This is a genomic window from Streptomyces sp. NPDC012510 (genome assembly GCF_042955065.1).
GTDB lineage: Bacteria > Actinomycetota > Actinomycetes > Streptomycetales > Streptomycetaceae > Streptomyces.
Map to the genome: position 1 here is coordinate 434595 of NZ_JBIBEN010000003.1, position 20844 is coordinate 455438.

Genomic DNA, 20844 nt, shown 5'->3' on the forward strand with positions numbered 1-20844 from the left:
ACGAACGGCTCACCGGGCGACCTCGCGGACCGTCTCGTCGGCCCGTACCGCGTCGAACGCGTCCCTGAGCACGGTCCGTTCATGCTCGTCCGGGCCGGTGCCGCGCACATGGGCCACGAAGTCCTCGGCTATCTCCTGGTCGTCACGGCCGGCCAGGCGCCGGGCATAGGAGACGTCCGGGTCGCCGGGGGCGCGCTCGGGGTCGAAGACGAGGCTGAGCGTGTGCGGGAAGCGCTCGCAGAGCCGGGCCATGGGCTCGGCGGGGCGCACCGGGTCGGTGAGGGTGGCCTCGATCCACGCCTCCTCGTGGCGCGCCTGCTCGGGGTCGGCGAGCAGGTCCTCCAGCCGCCCCCGGATCCGGGCGAGCGGGCGCGGCACGGGGCAGTCGATCCGCTCGGCGTCCACCGAGCCGTCGGCGCCGAGGTCGACGAGCCACATGCTCTTGCGGTGGGCGGCCTCGGAGAAGGAGTACGGCAGCGGGGAGCCGGAGTAGCGGACGCGGTCGGTGAGGGTCTGGCTGCCGTGCAGATGGCCCAGTGCCACGTAGTCGACACCGTCGAAGACCCCGGCCGGTACGGAGGAGACACCGCCGACCGAGATGTCCCGCTCGCTGTCGCTGGGCGCGCCACCGGTGACGAAGGCATGGGCCAGGACGACGGAGCGGGTGCCCTCCGGGCGCGTGGCCAGGTCGGCACGGACCCGGTCCATGGCGGCGGCGAGGACCGCTTCGTGGCCCGCCTTCCCCACCGCGAACTCGTCCTTCACCAGGGCGGGTTCGAGATACGGCAGCCCGTAGAGGGCGACGTCGCCGTGGGCGTCCGGCAGGACCACCGGGGTCCCGGCCGCCAAGGCCGCCGTCCGCAGATGGATACCCGCACGGCCGATGAGGCCCGCACCCACGCCCAGCCGCCGCGCCGAGTCGTGGTTCCCGGAGATCATCACGGTGGGCACGCCCAGGTCGGCCAGGCGGTGCAGTGCGTCGTCGAAGAGTTCGACGGCGGCCAGGGGCGGCACCGCCCGGTCGTAGACGTCCCCCGCCACGAGCACCGCGTCCACCTCGCGCTCCCGCACGGTCGTGACGAGATGACCGATGAACTCGGCCTGCGCACCGAGCATGTTCACCCGGTGGAACGCCCGACCCAGATGCCAGTCGGAAGTGTGCAGCAGCCTCATGATCCCCGAACCTAACAGGCGGGTCGGACATCACGGGCGGCCCTTGGCGAACCGACCCGAGTACGCCACCCTCACCCCACCCACACTCCTCGCGCGCGTGCCCCGCGAACCGTGTGGGCTCGCTCACCCGACGAGGGCTCCCCCTCGACGAGTTCTCCGTCGCGTCTCACGCCTCACGTCTCAGCCGTCGCCCTCACGCCTCACGTCTCACGCGTCCCCGTAGGCCTCTCCACCGAGTTCGAACCCGGCCGTGCCCGCGGTGATGTCGGCGAGCCAGGTGCGGAAGGCGTCCACGTCGGCGTCGGGAAGTCCGATCTCGATGGTCACGGCCTCCCCGTAGCGCACGTCGCGAACCTCGCGGCCGGTGGCCCGCAGGTCGTTCTGGACCTTGCCGGCGCGCTGGTGGTCGACGGTCACCGTGGCCAGCCGGAAGCGCCGGCGCGTGATGCCGCCGAGCGCGTCCAGCGCCTCGCCCACGGCACCGCCGTACGCCCTGATGAGGCCGCCCGCACCCAGCTTGACCCCGCCGTAGTACCGGGTGACGACGGCGACGACGTACCGCATGTCCCGCCGCAACAGCATCTGCAGCATGGGGACACCGGCGGTGCCGCCGGGTTCCCCGTCGTCGCTCGCCTTCTGGACGGCCGCGTCGGCGCCGATGACGTACGCGTAGCAGTTGTGCGTGGCGTCGGCATGCTCCTTGCGGACGGCCGCCACGAACTCCTGGGCCTCCTGCTCGTTCGCCACGGGTGCGAGCGCGCACAGGAACCGGGAGCGGTTGACCTCGGTCTCGTGCACGCCGGCCCGGGCGACGGTGCGGTACTCGTCCTGCATCCGGCCAGCCTATGCGCAGGCCGCGGCCCGTTCGCGCGCGGCCTCGTCGCCGACCGCTGCTACTGCTTCCGCTTCGTCTTCTTGCCCCTGGGCACGATCATGTCCGTCAGCAGGGCGGTGCCCGGAGCCAGCGAGGCCCAGGTCTCGCCCCGCCAGGAGAGGAAGGCGATGGCCGAGGTGGGGAACTTGGTCCGTACGTCGTCCAGGGCGTCGTCGAGGGCGTCCCCGGCCAGGTCTAGGACCAGCTCCTCCAGACCGGGGTTGTGGCCGATGAGCAGCAGCGTCCGCACCTCGTCCGGGGCCTCGCGCACCACGCGAAGCAGCTTCGGCACATCGGCCGCGTACGCCCGCCGGTCGTACCGTACGGACGGTGGTGTGCCCCACTGCGCGGCGGCCAGCTCCCAGGTGTGGCGGGCCCTGACGGCCGTGGAGCACACGGCCAGGTCGGGCAGGCAGTCCGCCTCGAGGAGGGCGCGCCCGGCAGCGGGGGCGTCACGGCGTCCGCGCGGCGCCAGGGGCCGCTCGTGGTCGGGTACGCCCATCGGCCAGGCGGACTTGGCGTGCCGCAAGACGACCAGTCTGCGCAGGGGGCCCACTCCGGCGCGCGCGCTCATGCCGATGCTCCGATCTCGCGGGTGAGCTCCAGACCGAGGAGCCGGTCCGCGTAGGCGTACGTCTCGAACCGTGCGCCGTCCGGCACTTCCTCCGCCTTCTCCACGTCCCGCAGGACACCGAGCACCGCGACCACGTCGAGGTCGTCCTCCCACGCGGCGCGCAGTGCCTGGCGCGCGTCGTCGGGGACCGGCCTCGACGGCTTCGTCGCCCAGGCCGCCACCGCCTTCCGCCAGTGGTCGAGCGCGTCGACGGCCTCCGCCAGGGCGGCGGCGTCGAGGTTCACGGGTGTACGGCGGGGTCGCGTGAGGAGGGCGAGCCGAAGAGAGGCCCCCGACGCGGCCGACTCCTCGGGTCCGACCACGGGAGCGACCTCGACAGTGACCTCGGTGTCGGAGGTGTCGGTGATGCCGGCGGTGTCATCACCCACGGACGCCCCGGAACCGGAGCCGGAGCCGTAACCGGAGCCGAAACGGGAACCACCACCAACCACATGCAGCACCCGCTGCCCTCCCCTCGTCCCCACGGCCTCGCTCGGCCGGATACCGAGGTCGTCGGCGCGCTCACGCAACGCGCTCGGCGGGTCGGCGACGAGGAGGACGGGGCTCCCGCCCAGTTCCAGGGCACGGGCGAGGACATCGGCGACCAGCAGGACACGCAGGGCCGAGGCGTCGTTCCTCGGCACATGGGCGTGGACCCGGGTGAGCGCCCTGCGGATCTCGGCGGGCTCGCCGGTCCGGGCGTCGGTGATACGCAGCACGGGGTGAGCGTAGGCGCGAGAACGGCCGAACGCAGTACTGACGGCACCATTCAGCGCAGCAGAACATCGGCGGCCTCCCCGAGCACGGGTCACGGCCTCCGCCCCATCCGCCGCATCCGGCGCATCCGCGCATCCGCGCATCCGGCGCATCCGGCGCACCGGCCGGGAATCGCCCGGCGTCCCCCGCTGTTGCCGCAGGCAGCCCCCATCGGCCGGGGTCTTGACCGCGGCCGCAACAGGGGCCCTGGACGAATAGAGGAGACGGCACATGTACGGCGACCCCGCCACGATCCGCAAGATCCTCACGGAAGTCGGCGACACCTGGGCCGTCGTCGGCCTGTCCAACAACCGCGACCGCGCGGCGTACGGCGTCGCGCAGGTCCTCCAGCGCTACGGTAAGCGCGTCGTTCCCGTGCACCCCAAGGCGGAGACGGTCCACGGCGAGCAGGGCTACGCCTCCCTCTCCGACATCCCCTTCCCGGTGGACGTCGTCGATGTCTTCGTCAACAGCGACTTGGCGGGCCCCATCGCCGACGAAGCCACCGGCATCGGCGCCAAGGCCGTCTGGTTCCAGCTCGGCGTGATCGACGAGAACGCCTACCACCGCACCCGCGAAGCCGGCCTGGACATGGTCATGGACCGCTGCCCGGCCATCGAGATCCCGCGCCTGGGCTGAGGAACGGCCCCCCTCTACAAACGGGCTGACCAAACTGCGTTGTTTCCGCGACGAGTACGAGCGCGCGGTGTACCTGCTGGCCAAGCGGACCGTGCGCGTGGCCCACGAGGCCGTGCTGGAGGAAGGGAACCCGCACCCGGACTACGAGTCACTGCCCAGCGCGTTCCGTTCGGAGGACAGGCGGCCACTGTTCGACGTCTCGGTCATCGCCTGTTCCCGGGCCGACCTGTCTCCGGGCCGGGAGCCCGACTACTACGGGGACCGTCCCCGTGGCTGGAACCCCTGCCACCCGAAGTCGGCCGTGCCACTCGGCCACCATGCCGAGGACGTCGTCCGCTCCATGGACTTCAAGGTCCGCTTCCGTGACCCTGGGCATGGGCCGCCGGCAGTTGGCGATCGAGTACGTCCACCGGTTCCGCGCGGACTACGACCTGGTGTGGTGGGTCCCGGCGGTCACCCGGAATCTCGCCGCGACCGCGCTGGCCCGTCTCGCTCGCCGTCCGGACTGCCCCCGCCGTCCGGGGCTGCCCTGGACGGACGGCGTCGACGCGGCGGCCCAACGCGCGCTCGGTGTCCTGCAAACGGGCTCCCCGTACGGCCGCTGGCTCGTGGTGTACGACGATGCCACCGACCCTGACGCGCTCGCGGGGCTCCTCCCGTCGGGGCCGGGCCGCACCCTGCTCACCGCGCGGGACGCGAAGTGGGAGAAGCTGGGGCATCCACTGGTGCCGGAACGGATGGGGCCGAAGGAGAGCGCCGAACTCCTCCTCGGCCGAGTGCCGTCACTGGACCCGGTGGCTGCGGACGACCTTGCGACGGCACTCGGTGAGGTGCCCCCGCTGGCGCTGGACCAGGCGGGCGGCTGGCTCGCCGGTGCCGGGGCGGAGAATGCCGTCGGGAAGTACCTGGCAGGGCTGATGCTCGGCGAGAAGGGCCGGGAGGCCGGTGGCACGGGGCCGGACGCGTCGGAGGGGCCCGCCCGGTTCGCGGAGGCGGCCCTGCGGAAGAGTTCCCCGGCCGCGCACCGGCTGCTCCAACTGTGCTGCCGCTTCGCCCCGCTGTCGCTGTCCTTGACCGCCATACGGAGTGGCGCGGCCCTCGACACGCTCCGCTCCTACGACGCCTCGCTCGTCGACGTGTCCCGACTCGACGGGCTGGTGGCGGAGTTGACCAGGCTGTGTCTGGCCGAGATCGACACAGCAGGGGACTCGCTCCGCGTCCACCGTCTCGTGCAACGGGTGGTCATGGCCGAACTCGCCCCGGAGGAGCGGGAGACCGCCCTCCCCGACCTGTACGGCATCCTCAACGCGGCGGCCGCCGGACAGGAGGACCCGCTGTGACCGTGCGGCGCGCGTTCGTCGGGCTCCTGGCCTCAGCCGTGCGCGACGACCGCCACGGGCACCCGCGCATGGTGAAGCACCCCATGCACGACCGGACCGATGCGCGCCCCCAGCGGTGAGTGGCGAACCCGCCGTCCGACGACAAGCAGGGAAGCCTCCAGGGACGCCTCCAGCAGGTGGTCCACCGCCTTGCCCCGCCGGGACTCCTCCACCACCTCGACCCCCTGGAATTCCCGGCGCCACGGCTGCAGCACCTCGGTCAGCGCGACAGCCTGCACACGCCCCAGGTCGGCGTCGAGATCGGCGTCCATCCCGGGGCGTTCCCGAAGACCCGAGTGGGCCGGCGGACTCCAGTCGTGCAGGATCCGCAACGCCGTCCCCCGCGACGCGGCGGCCTCGAACGCGAACCGGATCAGTGTGGGATCCGGATGCGCGGTGTCCAGGCCGAGCGCCACGGGCCGTAGCGGAGCCTCGGCGGCCGGTGAGTCGGCGACCGTGGAGTCGGCCGGGCCGGGCGCATACTCGTCCGCGGCCCTCACCCCGGCCCCTCGCCCGGCCCGTACGAGAACGACGGGCCGTTCGGTATGAGCGACGACATGCAGTCCGACGGAACCGAGCAGAAAACCGGCGACCCCACTCAGACCCCGTGAGCCCAGGACCAGGAGCTCAGCCCCCTGAGCGGCGTCCACCAGCGCCTCCGACGCCCGTCCCGTCAGCTGCTCGACGCCGACGTCGACACCGGGGTGACGCAGCCGAATCCTTTCCGCCGCGTCCGTCAGGGTTTTCCCCGCCCCCGTTCCACCGGGCGCACCCCGGCCCGGCCCGTCCTGTTCCCCCCGCCGACCTGACGTCGCCGCCAGCGCCCCCGACGTCGGCGCCCCCAGCATCGGCGCCCTCCCCATCGGCTCGGGTACCGGCTCCCAGACATTGACCAGCCGCAGCGGCAGTGCGCGAAGCCGTGCCTCCCGGGCGGCCCACTCGGCGGCGGCCAGGCTCTCGCGTGAACCGTCGAGGCCCACGGTGACGGTGCGGGACATGGTTCGCACCTCCTGAGGTCGAGGTCTGCTTCCAGCATCTCCGCAGCGGACCGGATCCGCAGGGGCGAGAATCGGACCATGCTGACCATCGGTTCCGTGGTGATGGGTGCCTCCGACGTACGGCGGGCCACCGCGTTCTGGACGCGGGCCCTCGGGTACGTCCCGCGCGAGGAGCCGGAGGACGACTGGGTCGTCCTGGCGAACCCGCGAGGGACCGGCGTCCAGATCTCGCTCGGTTCCAGCGAGACCCCGGTCCAGGAGCGCCCGCGGGTGCACCTGGACCTCTACGCGGGTGACGCGGAGGACCAGGCGGCCGAGGTCGCGCGACTTCCAGGGCTGGGAGCGCGCCGCGTGGACTGGGACGGTTACCCGGAGGACGCCGACTTCGTCGTGCTCGCCGACACCGAGGGCAACCTCTTCTGTGTGATCGACACCGGCCGGGATTGACCGGGCGCGCCACCCCGCACCTCACACCGGCAGCAACCGGGTCACCAGTTCCCCCAGCCGCCGGGCGTTCCGGCAGGCGTGCATGTCGACGATCTCGGCGTACAGGTGGGCGGCGGAGTCGCCCGTCGACCACTGGCCCGGCGGTTCGGGGTTCAGCCAGTGGACACGGCGGGCACGGGCCACGACGCGCCGCAGGGCCGCCGCGTTGGGGTCGAACCCGTTGGTGCGGGCGTCGCCGAGGACGATCACCGACGTACGGGGGCCCACCGCGTCGAGGTGGCGTTCGGCGAACTCCCCGAGCGCGGCCCCGTAGTCGCTGCTGCCGTGCCATCCGGCGATGGCCGCCTCGGCGGCGATCCGCCGACCGAGTTCGGCGGGGTCGGCCTCGCCCGTGGTGACGAGCCGGGTGACCTCGTCGACACGGTTGACGAAGGCGTAGACCCGCACCTTGCTGAACTGGTCGCGCATCGCCTGCACCAGCAGCATCGTGAAGTTCGCGAACCCGGCGACCGATCCTGACACATCGCACAGCAGCACGATCTCCGGCCGCGCGGGCCGGTGTCGCCGGTACGCCGGGCGCAGCGGAACGCCCCCGGTGGACAGCGACCGCCGCAGCGTGCGCCGGATGTCGATCTGGCCGCGCGCTGCCCTGCGCCGCCGGGCGGCGAGCCGGGTCGCGAGCTTGCGGGCCAACGGCTGGACGGTACGGCGCAGTTCGACGAGTTGTTCGCGGCTGGCGATGAGGAAGTCGACCTGGTCGGCGCTCGGCGCGATGCCCCGCCGAGCGATCGCCTCCGCTCCCCGTCGCTCGGCGACCCGCCGTCGCGCCTCGCTGCGCACCCGGTTGCGGAAGTCCTCGATACGGCGCCGGATCTCGTCGGCGTCCAGCCGATCGGTGAACCCCCCCGACCCGAAGCCGGAGCCAGGACCGGAACCAGAGCCCAAGCCGGTCTCCGTTCCCGAGCCCCCTCCCGAGCCGAACGCGAGACCGCCGCCGAATCCCATCCGGAACCCACCGCCGGACCCACCGGCCGATTCCTCACCGGATCCGGCACCGGCACCGGCACCGGCACCGGAGAAGTCGCCCTCCCTGACATCGCCCAGACCCGCCAGGATCCGCGCCAGCAGTGTCTGTGGCCGGAGGCGGTCCAGGGTCTGGTGGGCGGACCAGCCGTCCGAGCCCGGGGAGCCGTAGTGGCCCAGCAGGTCCACGGCCTCACCGGCGAGTCGGGTGAGGGCGGCCGAGTCATTGGCGGCCAGCGCCTCGGCGAGCCGTTCGCGGAGTTCGTCGCGGTCCCTGGCGGGCGCGTCCCCCGCCGCCGTCAACTCCCCCACGCCGAGCGGGAAGTACAGGTCGAAGGCCGCGTCGAACACGGCACGCTGGCGGTCGGCGCGCAGCAGCGCTGCCGCCAGCCCTTCCCGGATCCGCTCCCGGTCGGCCAGACCCAGCACCTCCAGAACGGCGGCCGCGTCCACGGTCTCGCCGGGACCGATCCGTATCCCGTGGCCGCGCAACGCCCGTACGAACGCGGTCAGCCGCCCGGCCAACGGCGAGCCCGGGGCGGCACCGGCGCTCTCACCACGGGCTTCGATGGTCATACCAGCGTCAGCTTCCGCGTGGCCTTCTCGATGTCGTCCTGGTGCTTGAGGATCACGCCCAGACTGTCCCGTACGACGCTCTCGTCAAGGGTGTCGGCGCCGAGGGCCAGCAGGGTGCGGGCCCAGTCGATGGTCTCGGCGACGGAGGGCGCCTTGCGCAGTTCCATCTCGCGCAGCGCGCCGACCACACGGACCAGGGAGTCCGCGAGCGTGCCGTCGAGACCGGGCACCCTCAGCCGTACGATCCGCTGCTCCAACTCGGCTTCGGGGAAGTCCAGATGGAGGAAGAGACAGCGGCGGCGGAGCGCCTCGGAGAGTTCACGGGTGGCGTTGGAGGTGAGGACCGTGAAGGGGCGCCGGGTGGCGGTGATCGTGCCCAGCTCGGGCACGGTGACCTGGAAGTCGCTCAGGACCTCCAGCAGCAGCCCCTCGACCTCGACGTCCGCCTTGTCGGTCTCGTCGATGAGGAGCACGGTCGGCTCGTCGCCCCTGATGGCGGTCAGCAGGGGGCGGGTGAGCAGGAACTCGTCGCTGAAGATGTCGGTGCGGGTCTCGTCCCAGGCCTCGTCGCGCCCGGCGGTGATGCGCAGCAGTTGCTTGGCGTGGTTCCACTCGTACAGGGCGCGGGACTCGTCGATGCCCTCGTAGCACTGCAGCCGGACCAGACGCGCGCCGCCGACCCGGGCGACGGCCTTGGCCAGTTCGGTCTTGCCGACGCCCGCCGGGCCCTCCACCAGCAGGGGCTTGCCGAGCCGGTCGGCCAGGAAGACGGTGGTGGCGACGGCCGCGGAGGCCAGGTACCCCGCCTCGGCGAGCCGCGCGGTGACATCGTCCACGGAGGAGAAGAACCCGGTACCGACGGCCTCGGACTGCCCCTCGACGCCCGCTCCACGGACCCGGCCGGACTCGGCTTCCCGGCCGGACACGCTAGCCGCACCCGTCCCGCCGGTCCCGCCGTCGGCCTCGCCCGTCCCGCCGTCTGCCTCGCCCGTCCCCTCGTTCATGTCCCCGCTCCTTCACGCACGTCGTGCGAGGCCGCTCCCCGACACCCACCTCCAAGTTACCAAGCGCTCGCTTACTCTGTCGCTCCGCTCATCCCGCCGTACGGTCGCCCTCCCGGTCACCGACGCGCACCTCCGGAGTCGCCTCCGGAGTCGTGTTCGGAGTCGTGTTCGGAGTCGCGTGCCGCGAGCAGCCGCTCCACCAGGTCCCCCCAGCCCAGCTCCAGCCGGTCGAGCGACATCCCTCGCCGCTCCACCAGGTGGTCGACGAGGTTGATGTCCAGATAGCCGAGCAGGGTCTGCGCCAGCAGCTCGATGTCGCCTGTCATCCCGGCCCGGCGCAGCAGCATGCACAGATGCGCGAGGCGGAGCTGGGCAGCCGGGTTGGCGTGCAGGCGCGACACGTCCGCGCGGGCGGCGAGGTAGAGGTCGCGGTGGGCGTGCTCATGCCGGATCACGGCCGCACCGAACGCCCGGAGCCGCTCGACGGGCGGCGCGTCGGGGCCAAGGGGCGGCGGGCCGGTCAGAAACGCGCCCTGGAGCTCCCGCTCATGGTGGTCGAGGAGCGCGACCATGAGGCCGAACCGGTCTCCGAAGCGCCGGAAGACGGTGCCCTTGCCCACCTCGGCGGCGGTCGCCACGGCCTCCATGGTCAGGTTCGCGGCCCCGCACTCCGCCGCGAGCCGGGCGGCGACCTCCAGCAACCGGGAGCGATTTCGGGCCGCGTCCGCGCGCAGTCGGGGCCGGTCGGTGGCGGTCGGGGCGAGGCTCAGCAGCCCGTCGAGGGGGCCGGTTTCCTGAGGCGCCGGGAAGGGCGGCAGCGACTCTTTCATGAAAAGAGCGTAACGCTCACCACACGAAGTGGACCGCGGTCCGTATAAGTGCTACAAATTTCAACGGACCCCGGTCCGTTTAGCTTTCCCTTCGCCCATCCCTGCTAGGAGTCAGCTCATGTCCGTACGTATCCTCGCGCTCGTCGGTAGCCTTCGCGCCGGTTCGCACAACCGCCAGCTCGCCGAGGCCGCCGTGAAGCACGCCCCGGAGGGCGTCGAGATCGAGCTGTACGAGGGTCTGGCCGAGGTCCCGTTCTACAACGAGGACACGGACACCGAGGCCGCCCTCCCGGCGACCGCCGCTCGACTGCGTGAGGCCGCCGGCCGCGCCGACGGCTTCCTGCTCTTCTCGCCCGAGTACAACGGCACGATCCCGGCGGTCTTGAAGAACGCCATCGACTGGCTGTCCCGCCCGTACGGCGCCGGCGCCTTCACCGGCAAGCCGGTCGCCGTCGTCGGCACCGCGTTCGGCCAGTTCGGCGGCGTGTGGGCGCAGGACGAGGCCCGCAAGGCCGTCGGCATCGCCGGTGGCACGGTCCTGGAGGACGCCAAGCTCTCCGTCCCCGGCTCCGTGGTCCGCTTCGCCGAGACGCACCCGGCCGACGACGCCGAGGTCGTCACCGGTCTTACCCAGGTCCTGAAGCAGCTGACCAGCCAGGCGGGCACCGTCGCCGCCTGAGCCGGCACCGCACGACACATCGCCGGGTTCCGGGCCACACGCCCGGGATCCGGCGGCGGCGTTCCGACCGGACCGGTCGCGATGCTCGCGTTCCGCAAGGAGCTCGCCCTGGGTCCAATGGGCGTCGTCTCCCCGCTCGGCTCCCTGGGCGTGGCGGTCCCCGTGGGCGTGGGCCTACTCCTCGGCGAGCGGCCCGGCCTGCCGCAGTTCGTCGGCATCCTGGCGGCCGTCGGGGGCGTCCTCGCGGGCGGCCCGCGAGTCAAGGGCCGCCGGGCCAAGCCCTCACCACCCGCACGCGTCGACCCCTCCGACATCCGCGCCCCTCAGGCGGACTCCCCCGCTCCCTCCGCATCCCACTCAGCCAACGCCGCCAACTGCTCCGGAGTGACCCCGTCAGGAATCGGTACGGGCGCGGGCGTCCGGATCGGCGGCTCCCACCCCCCGACCGGATCCCACCGTCGCACCACCTTCGCGGGCGCCCCGGCCACCACCGAATGATCCGGCACGACCCCCCGCACCACCGCCCCGGCCGCCACCACCACGTTCCGCCCGATCCGCGCCCCCGGCAGGATCACCGCCCCCGTACCGATCCAGCACCCCGGCCCGATGGACACCGGATCCATCCGCGGCCACTGCTTACCGATCGGCTCATGCGGATCGTCGTACGAATGATTGGTGGACGTCACATACACATACGGCCCGACATAACAGTCACTGCCGATGGTGACGGTCGTGTCGGCGATGACATGGCTTCCCCGCCCCAGGACGACCCCGTCACCGATGCGCAGGATCGGCTCGGCCCCCAGGTCCAGGTCCGGCATCAACCCGGCGGTCAACGTGACCTGTTCGCCGATGATGCAGTGAGCGCCCAGATGGATCCACGGCTCACCGAAGACCGTGCCCAGCGGAAACGCGAGTCTGGTACCTGTTCCCATCGCCCCGAAGCGGAACCGACCGGGCCGCTCGGCCGTCACCGACCCCGTGCGCTGCGCCCACGCCCAGCCCGCGTGGACGGCCCGCTGCGCCAGGCGGCTCCGCCAGGACGAGAACGTGTTCTTACTCTTCGGCACCCGCTCACCGTACTCACCGGGCGGCACCCGGATGACGCCGCACGGCTGTGATCTTCACCCCACGCGATGCCCTCCCCATGGCTTACGGTGCGGGTGAGGACTGATCCCCACGGCCACCACGGCCACCACGGCCACCACCAGGAGGCGTCGATGAACCGGCAGCGGGCCCTGATCACGACATTCGGCGGCAACAAGCCGGACGTGGAGGAGGCCGCCTTCGTCTCACCCACGTCGGTGGTGATCGGCGATGTGACCCTGCGGCCCGGCGCGAGCGTCTGGTACGGGGCGGTGCTGCGAGCAGAGTTCGAGCCGATCGTGATCGGCGCGGACTCCAACATCCAGGACAACTGCACACTGCACGTCGACCTCGGTTTCCCGGTTTCCATCGGCGAGCGGGTGTCCGTCGGGCACAACGCGGTGGTGCACGGGGCGACCGTCGAGGACGACTGTCTCATCGGGATGGGCGCGACCGTGCTGAACGGCGCGGTGGTCGGCGCGGGGTCCCTGGTGGCCGCGCAGGCGTTGGTGCCGCAGGGGATGCGGGTGCCGCCGGGGTCGCTGGTCGCGGGGGTACCGGCGAAGGTCAAGCGGCCCCTCACCGACGAAGAACGCGAGTTGGTGACGTTGAACGGGACGCACTACACGGAGCTGGCCACGGCGCACCGGCAGGCGCAGGAGGAGTACGGCGTGTAGGCCGAACCGCGGGCTGGACGTGGCTGGTCACTCCGTCCCGCGCCCTCTTGGACGGCCTCCCCTGTCGGCAACCGCCCCTTCGGGAGCCAGCTAGTCCCCGGCGGCCACGAGGTCCCCCTCGATCGCCTCCGCCTTCTCCGCCGCCTTCTTCGCCTTGCGCTTGATCACCAGCATCGAGGTGACGCCGATCAGGACCGCCAGGACCAGGCCCAGCCAGGAGAAACGCTTGAGCCAGGCCTCGGCGACGACGCCGACGTAGTAGATGACGGCGGTGGTGCCGCCGGCCCAGAGGATGCCGCCGAGGACGTTGGCGACGAGGAAGCGCCAGTAGGGCATCTGGAGAACGCCGGCGAGGGGGCCGGCGAAGATGCGGAGGAGGGCGATGAAGCGGCCGAAGAAGACCGCCCACATGCCCCACCGGTCGAAGGAACGCTCGGCCACGGCGATGTTGCTCTCGCTGAAGTGTTTGGGGAATTTCCGCCCCAGCTTGGCCAGCAGGGGGCGTCCGCCCTTGCGGCCGATGGCGTAGCCGATGGAGTCGCCGATGATCGCGCCGGCGGTGGCGCAGGCGCCGAGGACGAACGGGTCGATCTCGCCGTGCTGGGAGGCGAGCAGCGCGGAGGAGACCAGGATGATCTCGCCCGGCAGCGGAATTCCCAGGCTCTCCAGGCCGATGACCACACCCACCAGCAGATAGATGGCGAGCGGGGGCACGCTTTCGAGCCACTCCTGGACGTGCAAAGCCGGTTCCTCCCGTGTAGCGGTTCTAGGGCCCCCGGCACGCGCTCGCGGCGGAGCGCGCGCCGGGGCAGCCTACCCGCTTACTCGGACGACGACGGAGCCCCACAAGTTGCCCCACAGGCACACCGGTGCTCACCGTGCACGGAAGCGCTCAGTGCGTGGCCGCGCTCTCCACCGGTCCCGGGGTAGGTATCTCGCCGCCTCGTCCGGGATCGCGAGCGGCGCGGAACGCTCCGAAGCCCAAGGCGCGGAGCCCGAAGCCCGAGGCGCGGAGCCCGAAGCCCGAGGCCCGAAGTCCGAAGTCCAAAGTCGGGGCCGAGGTCGCGAAGACGAGGTGAAGAAGGAGATCGCGGTCGGCGGACCGAGAGCGGGACGCCGACCCCGTCGCGGGCGAAGCCGAAAAGCCGGCCTTCGTCCTGGTCGGCGCCCTCAAGAGCGGGCGCGTCGGCCGCCGCCCCTCGGCGTACGGCCGCGACGGCTGCACGGACAGTAAGGCGCCACAGGTCACGGGCCCCTGGGGCAGTCCGTCCCGGGCGGCGGATCAGGCGTTGGGTCGCAGGGTCCAGACGACGGTCATCTCGCCGGTCAGGGCGCCGTCGGCGCGCTGGATGGCGATGGTGACGGGAAACTCCGGGCGCCGGCCGGCGTCGAGTTCGGCGACGACCTCGGCCGCCGGACGGCCCAGCGTTGCGGTGGCGGTCACCGGCCCCATCGCGAGCTTCTTGTACGCGATCTCCGCACTGACCGCGAGCGGCACGGCGCGGGAGAGCTGCTCCCCGAACGCGGCGAGCACGATCGCCCCGCTCGCCGACTCGCCGAGCGTGAACATGGCTCCGGCGTGCGGCCCGCCGACGTGGTTGTGGAACTCCCCCTGATCGGGCAGCGACACCACGGCCTTCTCGGGCGTGGTCTCCAGGAATTCCAGGTTCAGGGTCCTGGCCATCGGAACCGTGGCGGCGAGCATCTCGCCGATCGACATCTGGTCTGCGCTCATATGCGGATGTTACCCATGAGTAGGCCCCTGTGACCAGGTACGGCAGGGTGATCGTCGTTGTCGTGCCGCCAGGTCGCCAGAAGCGCGGAGGACTCGGAAGGGGCCGCCGACCAGTGGGCGCCCAACAAGTTCGGGTGGGTCCTTAGGCCGCCGGGCACGGTCACGGCGAGGAAGCGCCCACGCTCCAGCGCGCGGGCCCACCGCGTCATCGGCGGGCGTTTTGACGATGTTCGTCCCTGGTGCAAAGCGCCTTCCTGGACGCCCGTGGCACCCCGCGCCCCGGCGCCTCTATGGTTACGAGCCATGTGGCCAGGACAGCAGCAGCCGCCCGGGGGCGAGCACCATCCGAAGCAGCCGAACCCGTACCAGCAGCCGGGGTACGACCAGTCGGGACACCAGGGACACCAACAGCCGGGGTACCAGCAGCCGGGGTACCAGCAACCCAACCCCTACCAGCAGCCCGGATACCAGTCCACGGGCCAGCAGGCCCAGTACGGGCAGCAACCGCAGTGGGGCCAGCAGGCTCCGGTGGGCCCGCCGGTGCCGCCGAGCGGAGGCGGCGGCAACCGGACGAAGCTGGTCGCGATCGTGGCGGCGACGGCGGTCGTCGTGGCCGCCGGGGTGACGGGCTTCCTGGTTCTCGGCGGCGACGGTGACAAGGGCAAGTCGGAGCCCCAGGCCGGGTCCTCCGTCTCCGCCTCACCGACGCCGTCCGAGAGCACCGAGGACAACCCGCGCGGCGAGGACGCCGGGGCGAAGCCGACCATCGAGGGCTGGAAGGTCGTCGTCAACCCCAAGTGGGGTACGGCCTTCGACGTGCCCGCCGAGTGGGAGGTGCAGTCGCCCGACACCTTCATCGGCTTCGAGGACTCCGAGAAGGGGGACGGGTCGGTCCTCATCGGCATGTCGGCGCCCGCCATCCTCAAGGAGAAGTGGTGCACGTCCGACACGAACAAGGACGGCAACGAGGAGACGACCTCCCTCGCCCGCGTGGGCACCAAGGGCCAGCAGGGCGCCAAGGGCCCCGACGACATCGCCCGCAACGATTCGGCGTGGTGGGTCTTCGGCGGTTACACCGACCAGAAGGACGCCTCCAAGAAGAAGATGACCATCGGCAAGTCCGAGCCGTACACCACGGCGTCCGGTGTCGAGGGCAGCGTCGCGACCACGTACTCGACCGGTGTCGCCAAGAAGGGCAAGTGCGACACCGACGGCAAGGCGACCACGTTCGCCTTCAAGAACTCGGCCGGTGACTACGTCTCCTGGACCTTCCACGGCGCCAAGGGCGTCAAGGACGAGGTCCCGGACGCGACCGTGAAGAAGATCCTCAGCACGGTGCGGCTGTACGGCACCCCGACGGGCGGCTGAGCCGCCACCGGGTACCCAGGGGCCGGGTGCCCGGGGGCCGTGTGCCCAGGGGCCGGGTGCCCCTGGCCCGATCTGGCCGTATGCCCCGAGGAAACGGTTTGGCAGCAGGACCGGGGGCGGCGATAGTCGGCAGGTGACGACTCCCGCCGCCTTCCGCCGCCCCGCCTGGGCAGGCCGTAACTACACCCTGCTGACGACGGCCGCCGTCGTCACCAACCTGGGCAGCAACGGCGCCCTGATCGCGGCCGCGTTCGCGGTCCTGGAGGCGGGCGGCGACGGCGGCGACGTCGGTCTGGTCGCGGCGGCGCGGACCCTGCCGCTGGTGCTGTTCCTGCTGATCGGCGGCGCGGTCGCGGACCGGCTGCCCCGGCACCGCGTGATGGTCGCGGCCAACACCCTCAACTGCTTGTCCCAGGCCGTGTTCGCGGTGCTCGTGCTCACCGGCGAGGCGCACCTGTGGCAGATGATGCTGCTCTCCGCGCTCGGCGGCACCGGCCAGGCGTTCTTCAACCCGGCCGCCGAGGGCATGCTTCTGTCCTCGGTCACCGCCGAGCAGGCGGGTCGGGCCTTCGCCCTGTTCCGCTTCGCCTCCCAGGGGGCGACCATGACCGGCGCGGCCCTCGGCGGCGTGATGGTCGCGGTGATGGGTCCCGGCTGGGTGCTCGCGGTGGACGCCACCGCGTTCGCCCTCGCCGGCGCCCTGCGCGCCTTCCTCGACGTGAGTCACATACCGGAGCGCTCGGCGGGCGGCGGACTGCTCGCCGATCTGCGGGACGGCTGGCGGGAGTTCACCGGCCGCACCTGGCTGTGGGCGATCGTCGTCCAGTTCTCCCTCGTGAACGCGGTCATCGTCGCCGCCGACTCGGTCTACGGTCCACAGGTCGCCCGCGACAGCCTCGGCGGTGCCGGCCCCTGGGGCGTGGCACTGGCCCTGTTCGGCGCCGGGAACGCGGTCGGCGCGCTGCTCATGGCCCGCTGGAAGCCACGCCGCCTCCTCCTCGTGGGCGTCCTCTGCGTCTTCCCGTTCTCCCTGCCCTCCGCCGCGCTCGCCGTGCCGGTGCCGATCGAGGTGCTCTGCCTGGCCATGTTCGTCAGCGGGGTGTCGATCGAGGTGTTCGGTGTCTCCTGGATGACGGCGCTGCACCAGGAGATCCCCGAGGACAAGCTGTCCCGCGTCGCGGCGTACGACTGGTTCGGCTCGGTGGCGATGGTGCCGCTCGGCGCCGCGCTGGCCGGACCGGCGGAGAGCGCCTTCGGGCGTACAGCCGCCCTGTGGGGCTGCGCCGCGTTGTGCGTGGTGGCGACGGCGGCGGTCCTGTGCGTGCGGGACGTACGGAACCTGACCCGGCACAGCAAGCCGGTGACCCTCGCCGGCCCTGACGCCGAGTCCGGCACCGGGCCTGACTCCAGGCCTGACTCCGGACCTGACTCTGAACCTGACTCCAGGCCTGAGTCCGGGCCCGGCTCAGCCGATGCCGAAGGCCCCGTCGGGCGGCTCGGGTGACGGTACGGCGTCCTCCTCGCGCACCGGGGCGGCGGCGCCGATGAGGTCCCGCAGCGCCGGGCCGTGCTCGACCCTCGCCGGGAAGGCGTCGGCGGCGGTGCGCCGGGCCAGGGCGGCGACGTCGAGCGGCTGATGCGCGGCGACCAGCACGGCGTTCCCGAACCGCCGGCCGCGCAGCACCGCCGGCTCGGCGATCAGCAGCAGTTCCTCGAACACCGTGTTCAGCGTGGCAAGTTGCGACCGCAGAAACGTGAACGGCGCGGCGTCGGCGAGGTTCGCGAGGTACACCCCGTCCGCCCGCACCACCCGCTCGGCCGCCCGCGCGTACGCCACGGTCGTCAGATGCGCCGGGACCCGCGAGCCGCCGAACACGTCGCCGACGAGTACGTCGACGGAGTCCGCGGGGGCGGCTTCGAGCCATTCCCTGGCGTCCGCGCCGTGCAACCCGATGCCCGCGACGTGGGGCAACGGCAGATGCTCGGCGACCAGGTCCAGCAACCCCCGGTCGTACTCGACGACGTCCTGCCGGGACCCCGGCCGAGTGGCGGCCACATACCGGGGCAGCGTGAGGGCGCCGCCGCCGAGATGCAGCACGTCGAGCGGCCGCCCTGGCTCCGCCACCGTGTCCAGCACGTGCCCGAGCCGCCGCGCGTACTCGAACTCCAGATGCGTCGGCTCGTCCAGATCGACGTACGACTGCGGCGCCCCGTCCACGGTCAGCAGCCAGGCCCGGTCCCGGTCGACGTCGGGCATGAGCTTGGCGGTTCCCTGGTCGATGGCCCGGGAGACGGGTATGGCTTCGTTCACGGCCCCATTCTGCCGGGCGGGCCCTTGGTCAGCGGGCGCCCCCTGGAAGGGGCGCGGGCAACCGCGCGACCAGGCACGACCGGCCCGCGGATCCCCACACCCCCGCACCTCACCTACTGAACGGCCGTCACGGTCCCCGCACCCACGGTCCGACCGCCCTCACGGATCGCGAACCCGAGCCCCGGCTCCAAAGGAACCTCCCGGCCCAGCTCCACACTCATCGTGACCCGGTCGCCGGGCCGCGCCACGGCGATCTCCCCGAGGTCGACGTCCCCGACCACATCCGCCGTACGGATGTAGAACTGCGGCCGGTACCCGGTCGAGATCGGAGTCGTACGCCCGCCCTCGCGCGCCGACAGCACATACACCTGCGCCGTGAACCGCCGCCGGGGCACCACACTGCCGGGCGCCGCCACGACATGCCCGCGCCGGACGGAGTCCCGTGGCAGCCCGCGCAGCAGCAGTGCCACGTTGTCCCCGGCCTGCGCCTCACTCATCGGCTTGCCGAAGGTCTCCAGGCCGGTGACCACGGTCTCCACCTCGGCGCCGAGCACCTCGACCCGGTCGCCCACGTGGACGGTCCCCCGCTCGACGGCACCGGTGACGACGGTCCCCCGGCCGGTGATGGTGAGGACGTTCTCCACCGACAACAGGAACGGCGCGTCCAGATACCGCTCGGGCATCGGGACGTAGGTGTCCACCGCGTCCAGGAGCGCGTCGATCGACGCCGTCCACCGCGGGTCCCCCTCGAGCGCCTTGAGCCCGGAGACCCGGACGACGGGTACGGAGTCACCGCCGTACCCGTGCGCGGTGAGCAGCTCGCGGACCTCCAGCTCGACGAGGTCGATGAGCTCCTCGTCGCCCGCGTCGGCCTTGTTGAGGGCGACCACGATGTGGTCCACGCCCACCTGCCGGGCGAGCAGCACGTGCTCGGCGGTCTGCGGCATGATCCCGTCGAGCGCGGAGACGACGAGGATCGCCCCGTCGAGCTGCGCGGCACCGGTGACCATGTTCTTGACGTAGTCGGCGTGACCGGGCATGTCCACGTGCGCGTAGTGGCGGGTGTCGGTCTCGTACTCGACGTGCGCGATGTTGATGGTGATGCCGCGCGCCGCCTCCTCCGGGGCGCGGTCGATGCGGTCGAACGGCACGAACGTGCCCGTCCCGCGCTCGGCGAGGACCTTGGTGATGGCGGCGGTCAGGGTGGTCTTGCCGTGGTCGACATGGCCCATCGTGCCGATGTTGAGGTGCGGTTTGGTGCGGACGTAAGCCGTCTTGGACATGGCGGTACCTCGAAGTCTCTTCAGCGGTACTGAGTGATGGCCCCGGCGCGACTACGGGCGCGGCCGGGACGGGGACCCCAAGGACTTGCCGACCCTCCCCCTGCGGGGTCCGCCGGAATCTCCGGGAAGGGTCAGCTTCGGGCGCCGTCTGCGGCGGCCACGACGATCAGAAGGGCAGCCTTCGGGGCATCCGCGACTGTCGCGGATGCAGCGAGAACGAAGGCGTGCCGGAACATGACGTCGATCATCGTCGACGTGCCGGCCCTCGTCGAATGGTTTTCGGTACGGGCGAGTTCACAGGTACGGCCGAAGAGAGATGCTTCACAGGAGGACGCACGGGACGAACGGGGTCGGGCCGCCGTGCGTGTTCCGGAAGGCGCAGGCAGCACGGTGCGCGGTGCCGTTCACAGCCCCTGGTCCGCCGTGCCCGGCGAGCCCGCTGTTCCGCCTGCTGTGACGCCGGTGAGACGTTCCGTACGGCATACACACACATGGGTCGGTTACCGTCGTCGAATGCTCGATGCCACCACCCGCTCAGGGGGCACCGCCACGGTCCTTCCCCGGACCGCCGCCACGGAGCTCGCCGTCGTCGCACCCGTCGCCGTCGCAGCCGTGCCGCTGGGACGTGCCGCCCGTTGGGGCAGAGTACTGCTCTCGCCCTGGGCGCGTTTCTCGCTGCTCGTGGCGCTGCTCCTGGGCGCCGTGTCGACGGTGCTGCTGTTCGAGCCGCAGCGGCTGCTCGCCGAAGGCTGGCCTCCCCAACTGAACGGGGCCGCGGCGGCCATGGTCTTCGCGGTGGCGTACGGGTTGTGCACGGTCGCCTTCGTGCCCCGTCCGATCCTCAACCTCGCGGCGGGCGCCCTTTTCGGCTCCCAGTGGGGTCTGGCCTCGGCACTCGCGGGCACGGTTCTCGGCGCCGGTATGGCCTTCGGTCTGGGCCGCCTCCTCGGCCAGGACGCCCTCCGCCCCCTCCTGCGCCACCGCTGGCTCAAGACGGCCGACGGCCAGCTCAGCCGCCACGGCTTCCGCTCGATGCTGGCGGCCCGTCTGTTCCCCGGGGTCCCGTTCTGGGCGGCCAACTACTGCGCCTCCGTCTCCCGCATGGGCTACCTTCCCTTCCTCCTGGCCACCGCCCTCGGTTCGATCCCCAACACGGCCGCGTACGCCGTGGCCGGCGCCCGCGCCTCGACCCCGACCTCCCCCGCCTTCCTCATCGCCATGGCCTGCATCGCGATCCCGGCGCTGATCGGCGCGGCGGTGGCCTGGCGCAAGCGCCACCACCTGCGGGGCCGCTGACGGCTGAACGGGGGATCGGCCCTCAGGACCGTCCCCACACGGCGCGGGGCGGTGTCACTGGGCGGCTCCGCCGCGCGGCCGCACCCGCACCCGCACC

Annotated in this window: 21 protein-coding genes and 2 pseudogenes; 10 read left to right on the forward strand and 13 right to left on the reverse strand. The window is 72.1% G+C overall.

The window, feature by feature from the left end; genetic code table 11:
• Nucleotides 1–9: 9 nt before the first annotated feature.
• The 4 genes from ACFY9I_RS07315 to ACFY9I_RS07330 all read right to left on the reverse strand — a co-directional run bounded on the left by ACFY9I_RS07315 (nt 10) and on the right by ACFY9I_RS07330 (nt 3379).
• Nucleotides 10–1173: an exonuclease SbcCD subunit D C-terminal domain-containing protein gene (locus ACFY9I_RS07315; RefSeq protein WP_390997837.1), complete on the reverse strand. Its 1164-nt coding sequence runs from the start codon at nt 1171–1173 to the stop codon at nt 10–12.
• 207 nt (nt 1174–1380) lie between these two features.
• Entirely contained in the window at nt 1381–2007 is a 627-nt protein-coding gene (locus ACFY9I_RS07320) for a YigZ family protein (RefSeq protein WP_390997839.1), read from the reverse strand.
• 59 nt (nt 2008–2066) lie between these two features.
• Entirely contained in the window at nt 2067–2621 is a 555-nt protein-coding gene (locus ACFY9I_RS07325; protein WP_390997841.1) for a histidine phosphatase family protein, read from the reverse strand.
• Nucleotides 2618–3379, reverse strand: coding sequence for a hypothetical protein (locus ACFY9I_RS07330; RefSeq protein ID WP_390997843.1), 762 nt, complete (start codon nt 3377–3379; stop codon nt 2618–2620). The genes ACFY9I_RS07325 and ACFY9I_RS07330 overlap by 4 nt, the downstream gene beginning before the upstream one ends.
• Nucleotides 3380–3647: 268 nt before the next feature.
• Here ACFY9I_RS07330 and ACFY9I_RS07335 point away from each other — a divergent pair, with 268 nt between their 5' ends.
• The 3 genes and pseudogenes from ACFY9I_RS07335 to ACFY9I_RS07345 all read left to right on the forward strand — a co-directional run bounded on the left by ACFY9I_RS07335 (nt 3648) and on the right by ACFY9I_RS07345 (nt 5395).
• A complete protein-coding gene (locus ACFY9I_RS07335) occupies nt 3648–4055 on the forward strand; it encodes a CoA-binding protein (RefSeq protein ID WP_390997845.1) in 408 nt (135 codons plus the stop codon).
• A gap of 112 nt (nt 4056–4167) precedes the next feature.
• A pseudogene (locus ACFY9I_RS07340) lies at nt 4168–4401 on the forward strand (FxsC protein); the annotation flags it as partial.
• Between the two features lie 16 nt (nt 4402–4417).
• Nucleotides 4418–5395 (forward strand): hypothetical protein, encoded by a 978-nt coding sequence (locus ACFY9I_RS07345; RefSeq protein ID WP_390998132.1) that lies wholly within the window; start codon nt 4418–4420, stop codon nt 5393–5395.
• Between the two features lie 32 nt (nt 5396–5427).
• Here ACFY9I_RS07345 and ACFY9I_RS07350 read toward each other — a convergent pair whose 3' ends face one another.
• Nucleotides 5428–6432 carry a universal stress protein gene (locus ACFY9I_RS07350; protein WP_390997847.1) on the reverse strand — a complete coding sequence of 335 codons (1005 nt, stop codon included), beginning with the start codon at nt 6430–6432 and terminating at the stop codon, nt 5428–5430.
• A 78-nt stretch (nt 6433–6510) separates the two neighbouring features.
• On the opposite strand from ACFY9I_RS07350, the gene ACFY9I_RS07355 reads away from it, so the two are divergent.
• The gene (locus ACFY9I_RS07355; protein WP_390997849.1) at nt 6511–6879 is read left to right on the forward strand and encodes a VOC family protein; all 369 of its coding nucleotides are present in this window, start codon (nt 6511–6513) and stop codon (nt 6877–6879) included.
• A 21-nt stretch (nt 6880–6900) separates the two neighbouring features.
• On the opposite strand, the gene ACFY9I_RS07360 is transcribed toward ACFY9I_RS07355, so the two are convergent.
• From ACFY9I_RS07360 to ACFY9I_RS07370, 3 genes are all read right to left on the reverse strand, one after another.
• Nucleotides 6901–8478, reverse strand: coding sequence for a VWA domain-containing protein (locus ACFY9I_RS07360; RefSeq protein ID WP_390997851.1), 1578 nt, complete (start codon nt 8476–8478; stop codon nt 6901–6903).
• The gene (locus tag ACFY9I_RS07365) at nt 8475–9482 is read right to left on the reverse strand and encodes an AAA family ATPase (protein WP_390997854.1); all 1008 of its coding nucleotides are present in this window, start codon (nt 9480–9482) and stop codon (nt 8475–8477) included. Before ACFY9I_RS07365 ends, ACFY9I_RS07360 begins: the two co-directional genes overlap by 4 nt.
• Nucleotides 9483–9598: 116 nt before the next feature.
• Nucleotides 9599–10312, reverse strand: coding sequence for a TetR family transcriptional regulator (locus ACFY9I_RS07370; protein WP_390997856.1), 714 nt, complete (start codon nt 10310–10312; stop codon nt 9599–9601).
• Between the two features lie 118 nt (nt 10313–10430).
• Here ACFY9I_RS07370 and ACFY9I_RS07375 point away from each other — a divergent pair, with 118 nt between their 5' ends.
• Nucleotides 10431–10991, forward strand: coding sequence for an NAD(P)H-dependent oxidoreductase (locus ACFY9I_RS07375; protein WP_390997859.1), 561 nt, complete (start codon nt 10431–10433; stop codon nt 10989–10991).
• A 69-nt stretch (nt 10992–11060) separates the two neighbouring features.
• Nucleotides 11061–11258 (forward strand): annotated as a pseudogene (locus ACFY9I_RS07380) (hypothetical protein); the annotation flags it as partial.
• Nucleotides 11259–11314: 56 nt separating this feature from the next.
• Here the strand turns inward: ACFY9I_RS07380 and ACFY9I_RS07385 are convergent.
• Nucleotides 11315–12061, reverse strand: coding sequence for a DapH/DapD/GlmU-related protein (locus ACFY9I_RS07385; protein WP_390997861.1), 747 nt, complete (start codon nt 12059–12061; stop codon nt 11315–11317).
• A gap of 150 nt (nt 12062–12211) precedes the next feature.
• Here ACFY9I_RS07385 and ACFY9I_RS07390 point away from each other — a divergent pair, with 150 nt between their 5' ends.
• Complete coding sequence (locus ACFY9I_RS07390) at nt 12212–12754, forward strand: DapH/DapD/GlmU-related protein (protein ID WP_390998111.1); 543 nt, start codon at nt 12212–12214, stop codon at nt 12752–12754.
• Nucleotides 12755–12844: 90 nt separating this feature from the next.
• Here ACFY9I_RS07390 and ACFY9I_RS07395 read toward each other — a convergent pair whose 3' ends face one another.
• Both ACFY9I_RS07395 and ACFY9I_RS07400 read right to left on the reverse strand, forming a co-directional pair.
• Nucleotides 12845–13495: a VTT domain-containing protein gene (locus ACFY9I_RS07395; protein ID WP_390997863.1), complete on the reverse strand. Its 651-nt coding sequence runs from the start codon at nt 13493–13495 to the stop codon at nt 12845–12847.
• Nucleotides 13496–14036: 541 nt separating this feature from the next.
• The gene (locus ACFY9I_RS07400; RefSeq protein ID WP_390998114.1) at nt 14037–14474 is read right to left on the reverse strand and encodes a DUF4442 domain-containing protein; all 438 of its coding nucleotides are present in this window, start codon (nt 14472–14474) and stop codon (nt 14037–14039) included.
• 318 nt (nt 14475–14792) lie between these two features.
• On the opposite strand from ACFY9I_RS07400, the gene ACFY9I_RS07405 reads away from it, so the two are divergent.
• Nucleotides 14793–15857, forward strand: coding sequence for a hypothetical protein (locus ACFY9I_RS07405; protein ID WP_390997866.1), 1065 nt, complete (start codon nt 14793–14795; stop codon nt 15855–15857).
• Between the two features lie 133 nt (nt 15858–15990).
• A complete protein-coding gene (locus tag ACFY9I_RS07410) occupies nt 15991–17361 on the forward strand; it encodes an MFS transporter (RefSeq protein ID WP_390997869.1) in 1371 nt (456 codons plus the stop codon).
• Here ACFY9I_RS07410 and ACFY9I_RS07415 read toward each other — a convergent pair.
• Both ACFY9I_RS07415 and tuf read right to left on the reverse strand, forming a co-directional pair.
• Nucleotides 17323–18168, reverse strand: a complete 846-nt coding sequence (locus tag ACFY9I_RS07415) for a fused MFS/spermidine synthase (protein ID WP_390997871.1) — start codon at nt 18166–18168, stop codon at nt 17323–17325. The two genes, ACFY9I_RS07410 and ACFY9I_RS07415, sit on opposite strands and share 39 nt — an antisense overlap.
• 113 nt (nt 18169–18281) lie before the next feature.
• Nucleotides 18282–19451 carry an elongation factor Tu gene (gene tuf, locus ACFY9I_RS07420; protein ID WP_390997873.1) on the reverse strand — a complete coding sequence of 390 codons (1170 nt, stop codon included), beginning with the start codon at nt 19449–19451 and terminating at the stop codon, nt 18282–18284.
• 513 nt (nt 19452–19964) lie between these two features.
• Here tuf and ACFY9I_RS07425 point away from each other — a divergent pair.
• The gene (locus ACFY9I_RS07425) at nt 19965–20747 is read left to right on the forward strand and encodes a VTT domain-containing protein (RefSeq protein ID WP_390997876.1); all 783 of its coding nucleotides are present in this window, start codon (nt 19965–19967) and stop codon (nt 20745–20747) included.
• Nucleotides 20748–20844 lie beyond the last annotated feature (97 nt).

Coding starts and splice junctions, on each gene's coding strand:
- ACFY9I_RS07355 (WP_390997849.1), top strand. CDS start 6,511: ATGCTGACCATCGGTTCCGTGGTGATGGGTGCCTCCGACGTACGGCGG.
- ACFY9I_RS07400 (WP_390998114.1), bottom strand. CDS start 14,474: ATGTCGATCGGCGAGATGCTCGCCGCCACGGTTCCGATGGCCAGGACC.
- ACFY9I_RS07315 (WP_390997837.1), bottom strand. CDS start 1,173: ATGAGGCTGCTGCACACTTCCGACTGGCATCTGGGTCGGGCGTTCCAC.
- ACFY9I_RS07360 (WP_390997851.1), bottom strand. CDS start 8,478: ATGACCATCGAAGCCCGTGGTGAGAGCGCCGGTGCCGCCCCGGGCTCG.
- ACFY9I_RS07390 (WP_390998111.1), top strand. CDS start 12,212: ATGAACCGGCAGCGGGCCCTGATCACGACATTCGGCGGCAACAAGCCG.
- ACFY9I_RS07320 (WP_390997839.1), bottom strand. CDS start 2,007: ATGCAGGACGAGTACCGCACCGTCGCCCGGGCCGGCGTGCACGAGACC.
- ACFY9I_RS07350 (WP_390997847.1), bottom strand. CDS start 6,432: ATGTCCCGCACCGTCACCGTGGGCCTCGACGGTTCACGCGAGAGCCTG.
- ACFY9I_RS07370 (WP_390997856.1), bottom strand. CDS start 10,312: ATGAAAGAGTCGCTGCCGCCCTTCCCGGCGCCTCAGGAAACCGGCCCC.
- ACFY9I_RS07365 (WP_390997854.1), bottom strand. CDS start 9,482: ATGAACGAGGGGACGGGCGAGGCAGACGGCGGGACGGGCGAGGCCGAC.
- ACFY9I_RS07325 (WP_390997841.1), bottom strand. CDS start 2,621: ATGAGCGCGCGCGCCGGAGTGGGCCCCCTGCGCAGACTGGTCGTCTTG.
- ACFY9I_RS07405 (WP_390997866.1), top strand. CDS start 14,793: ATGTGGCCAGGACAGCAGCAGCCGCCCGGGGGCGAGCACCATCCGAAG.
- tuf (WP_390997873.1), bottom strand. CDS start 19,451: ATGTCCAAGACGGCTTACGTCCGCACCAAACCGCACCTCAACATCGGC.
- ACFY9I_RS07425 (WP_390997876.1), top strand. CDS start 19,965: ATGCTCGATGCCACCACCCGCTCAGGGGGCACCGCCACGGTCCTTCCC.
- ACFY9I_RS07335 (WP_390997845.1), top strand. CDS start 3,648: ATGTACGGCGACCCCGCCACGATCCGCAAGATCCTCACGGAAGTCGGC.
- ACFY9I_RS07375 (WP_390997859.1), top strand. CDS start 10,431: ATGTCCGTACGTATCCTCGCGCTCGTCGGTAGCCTTCGCGCCGGTTCG.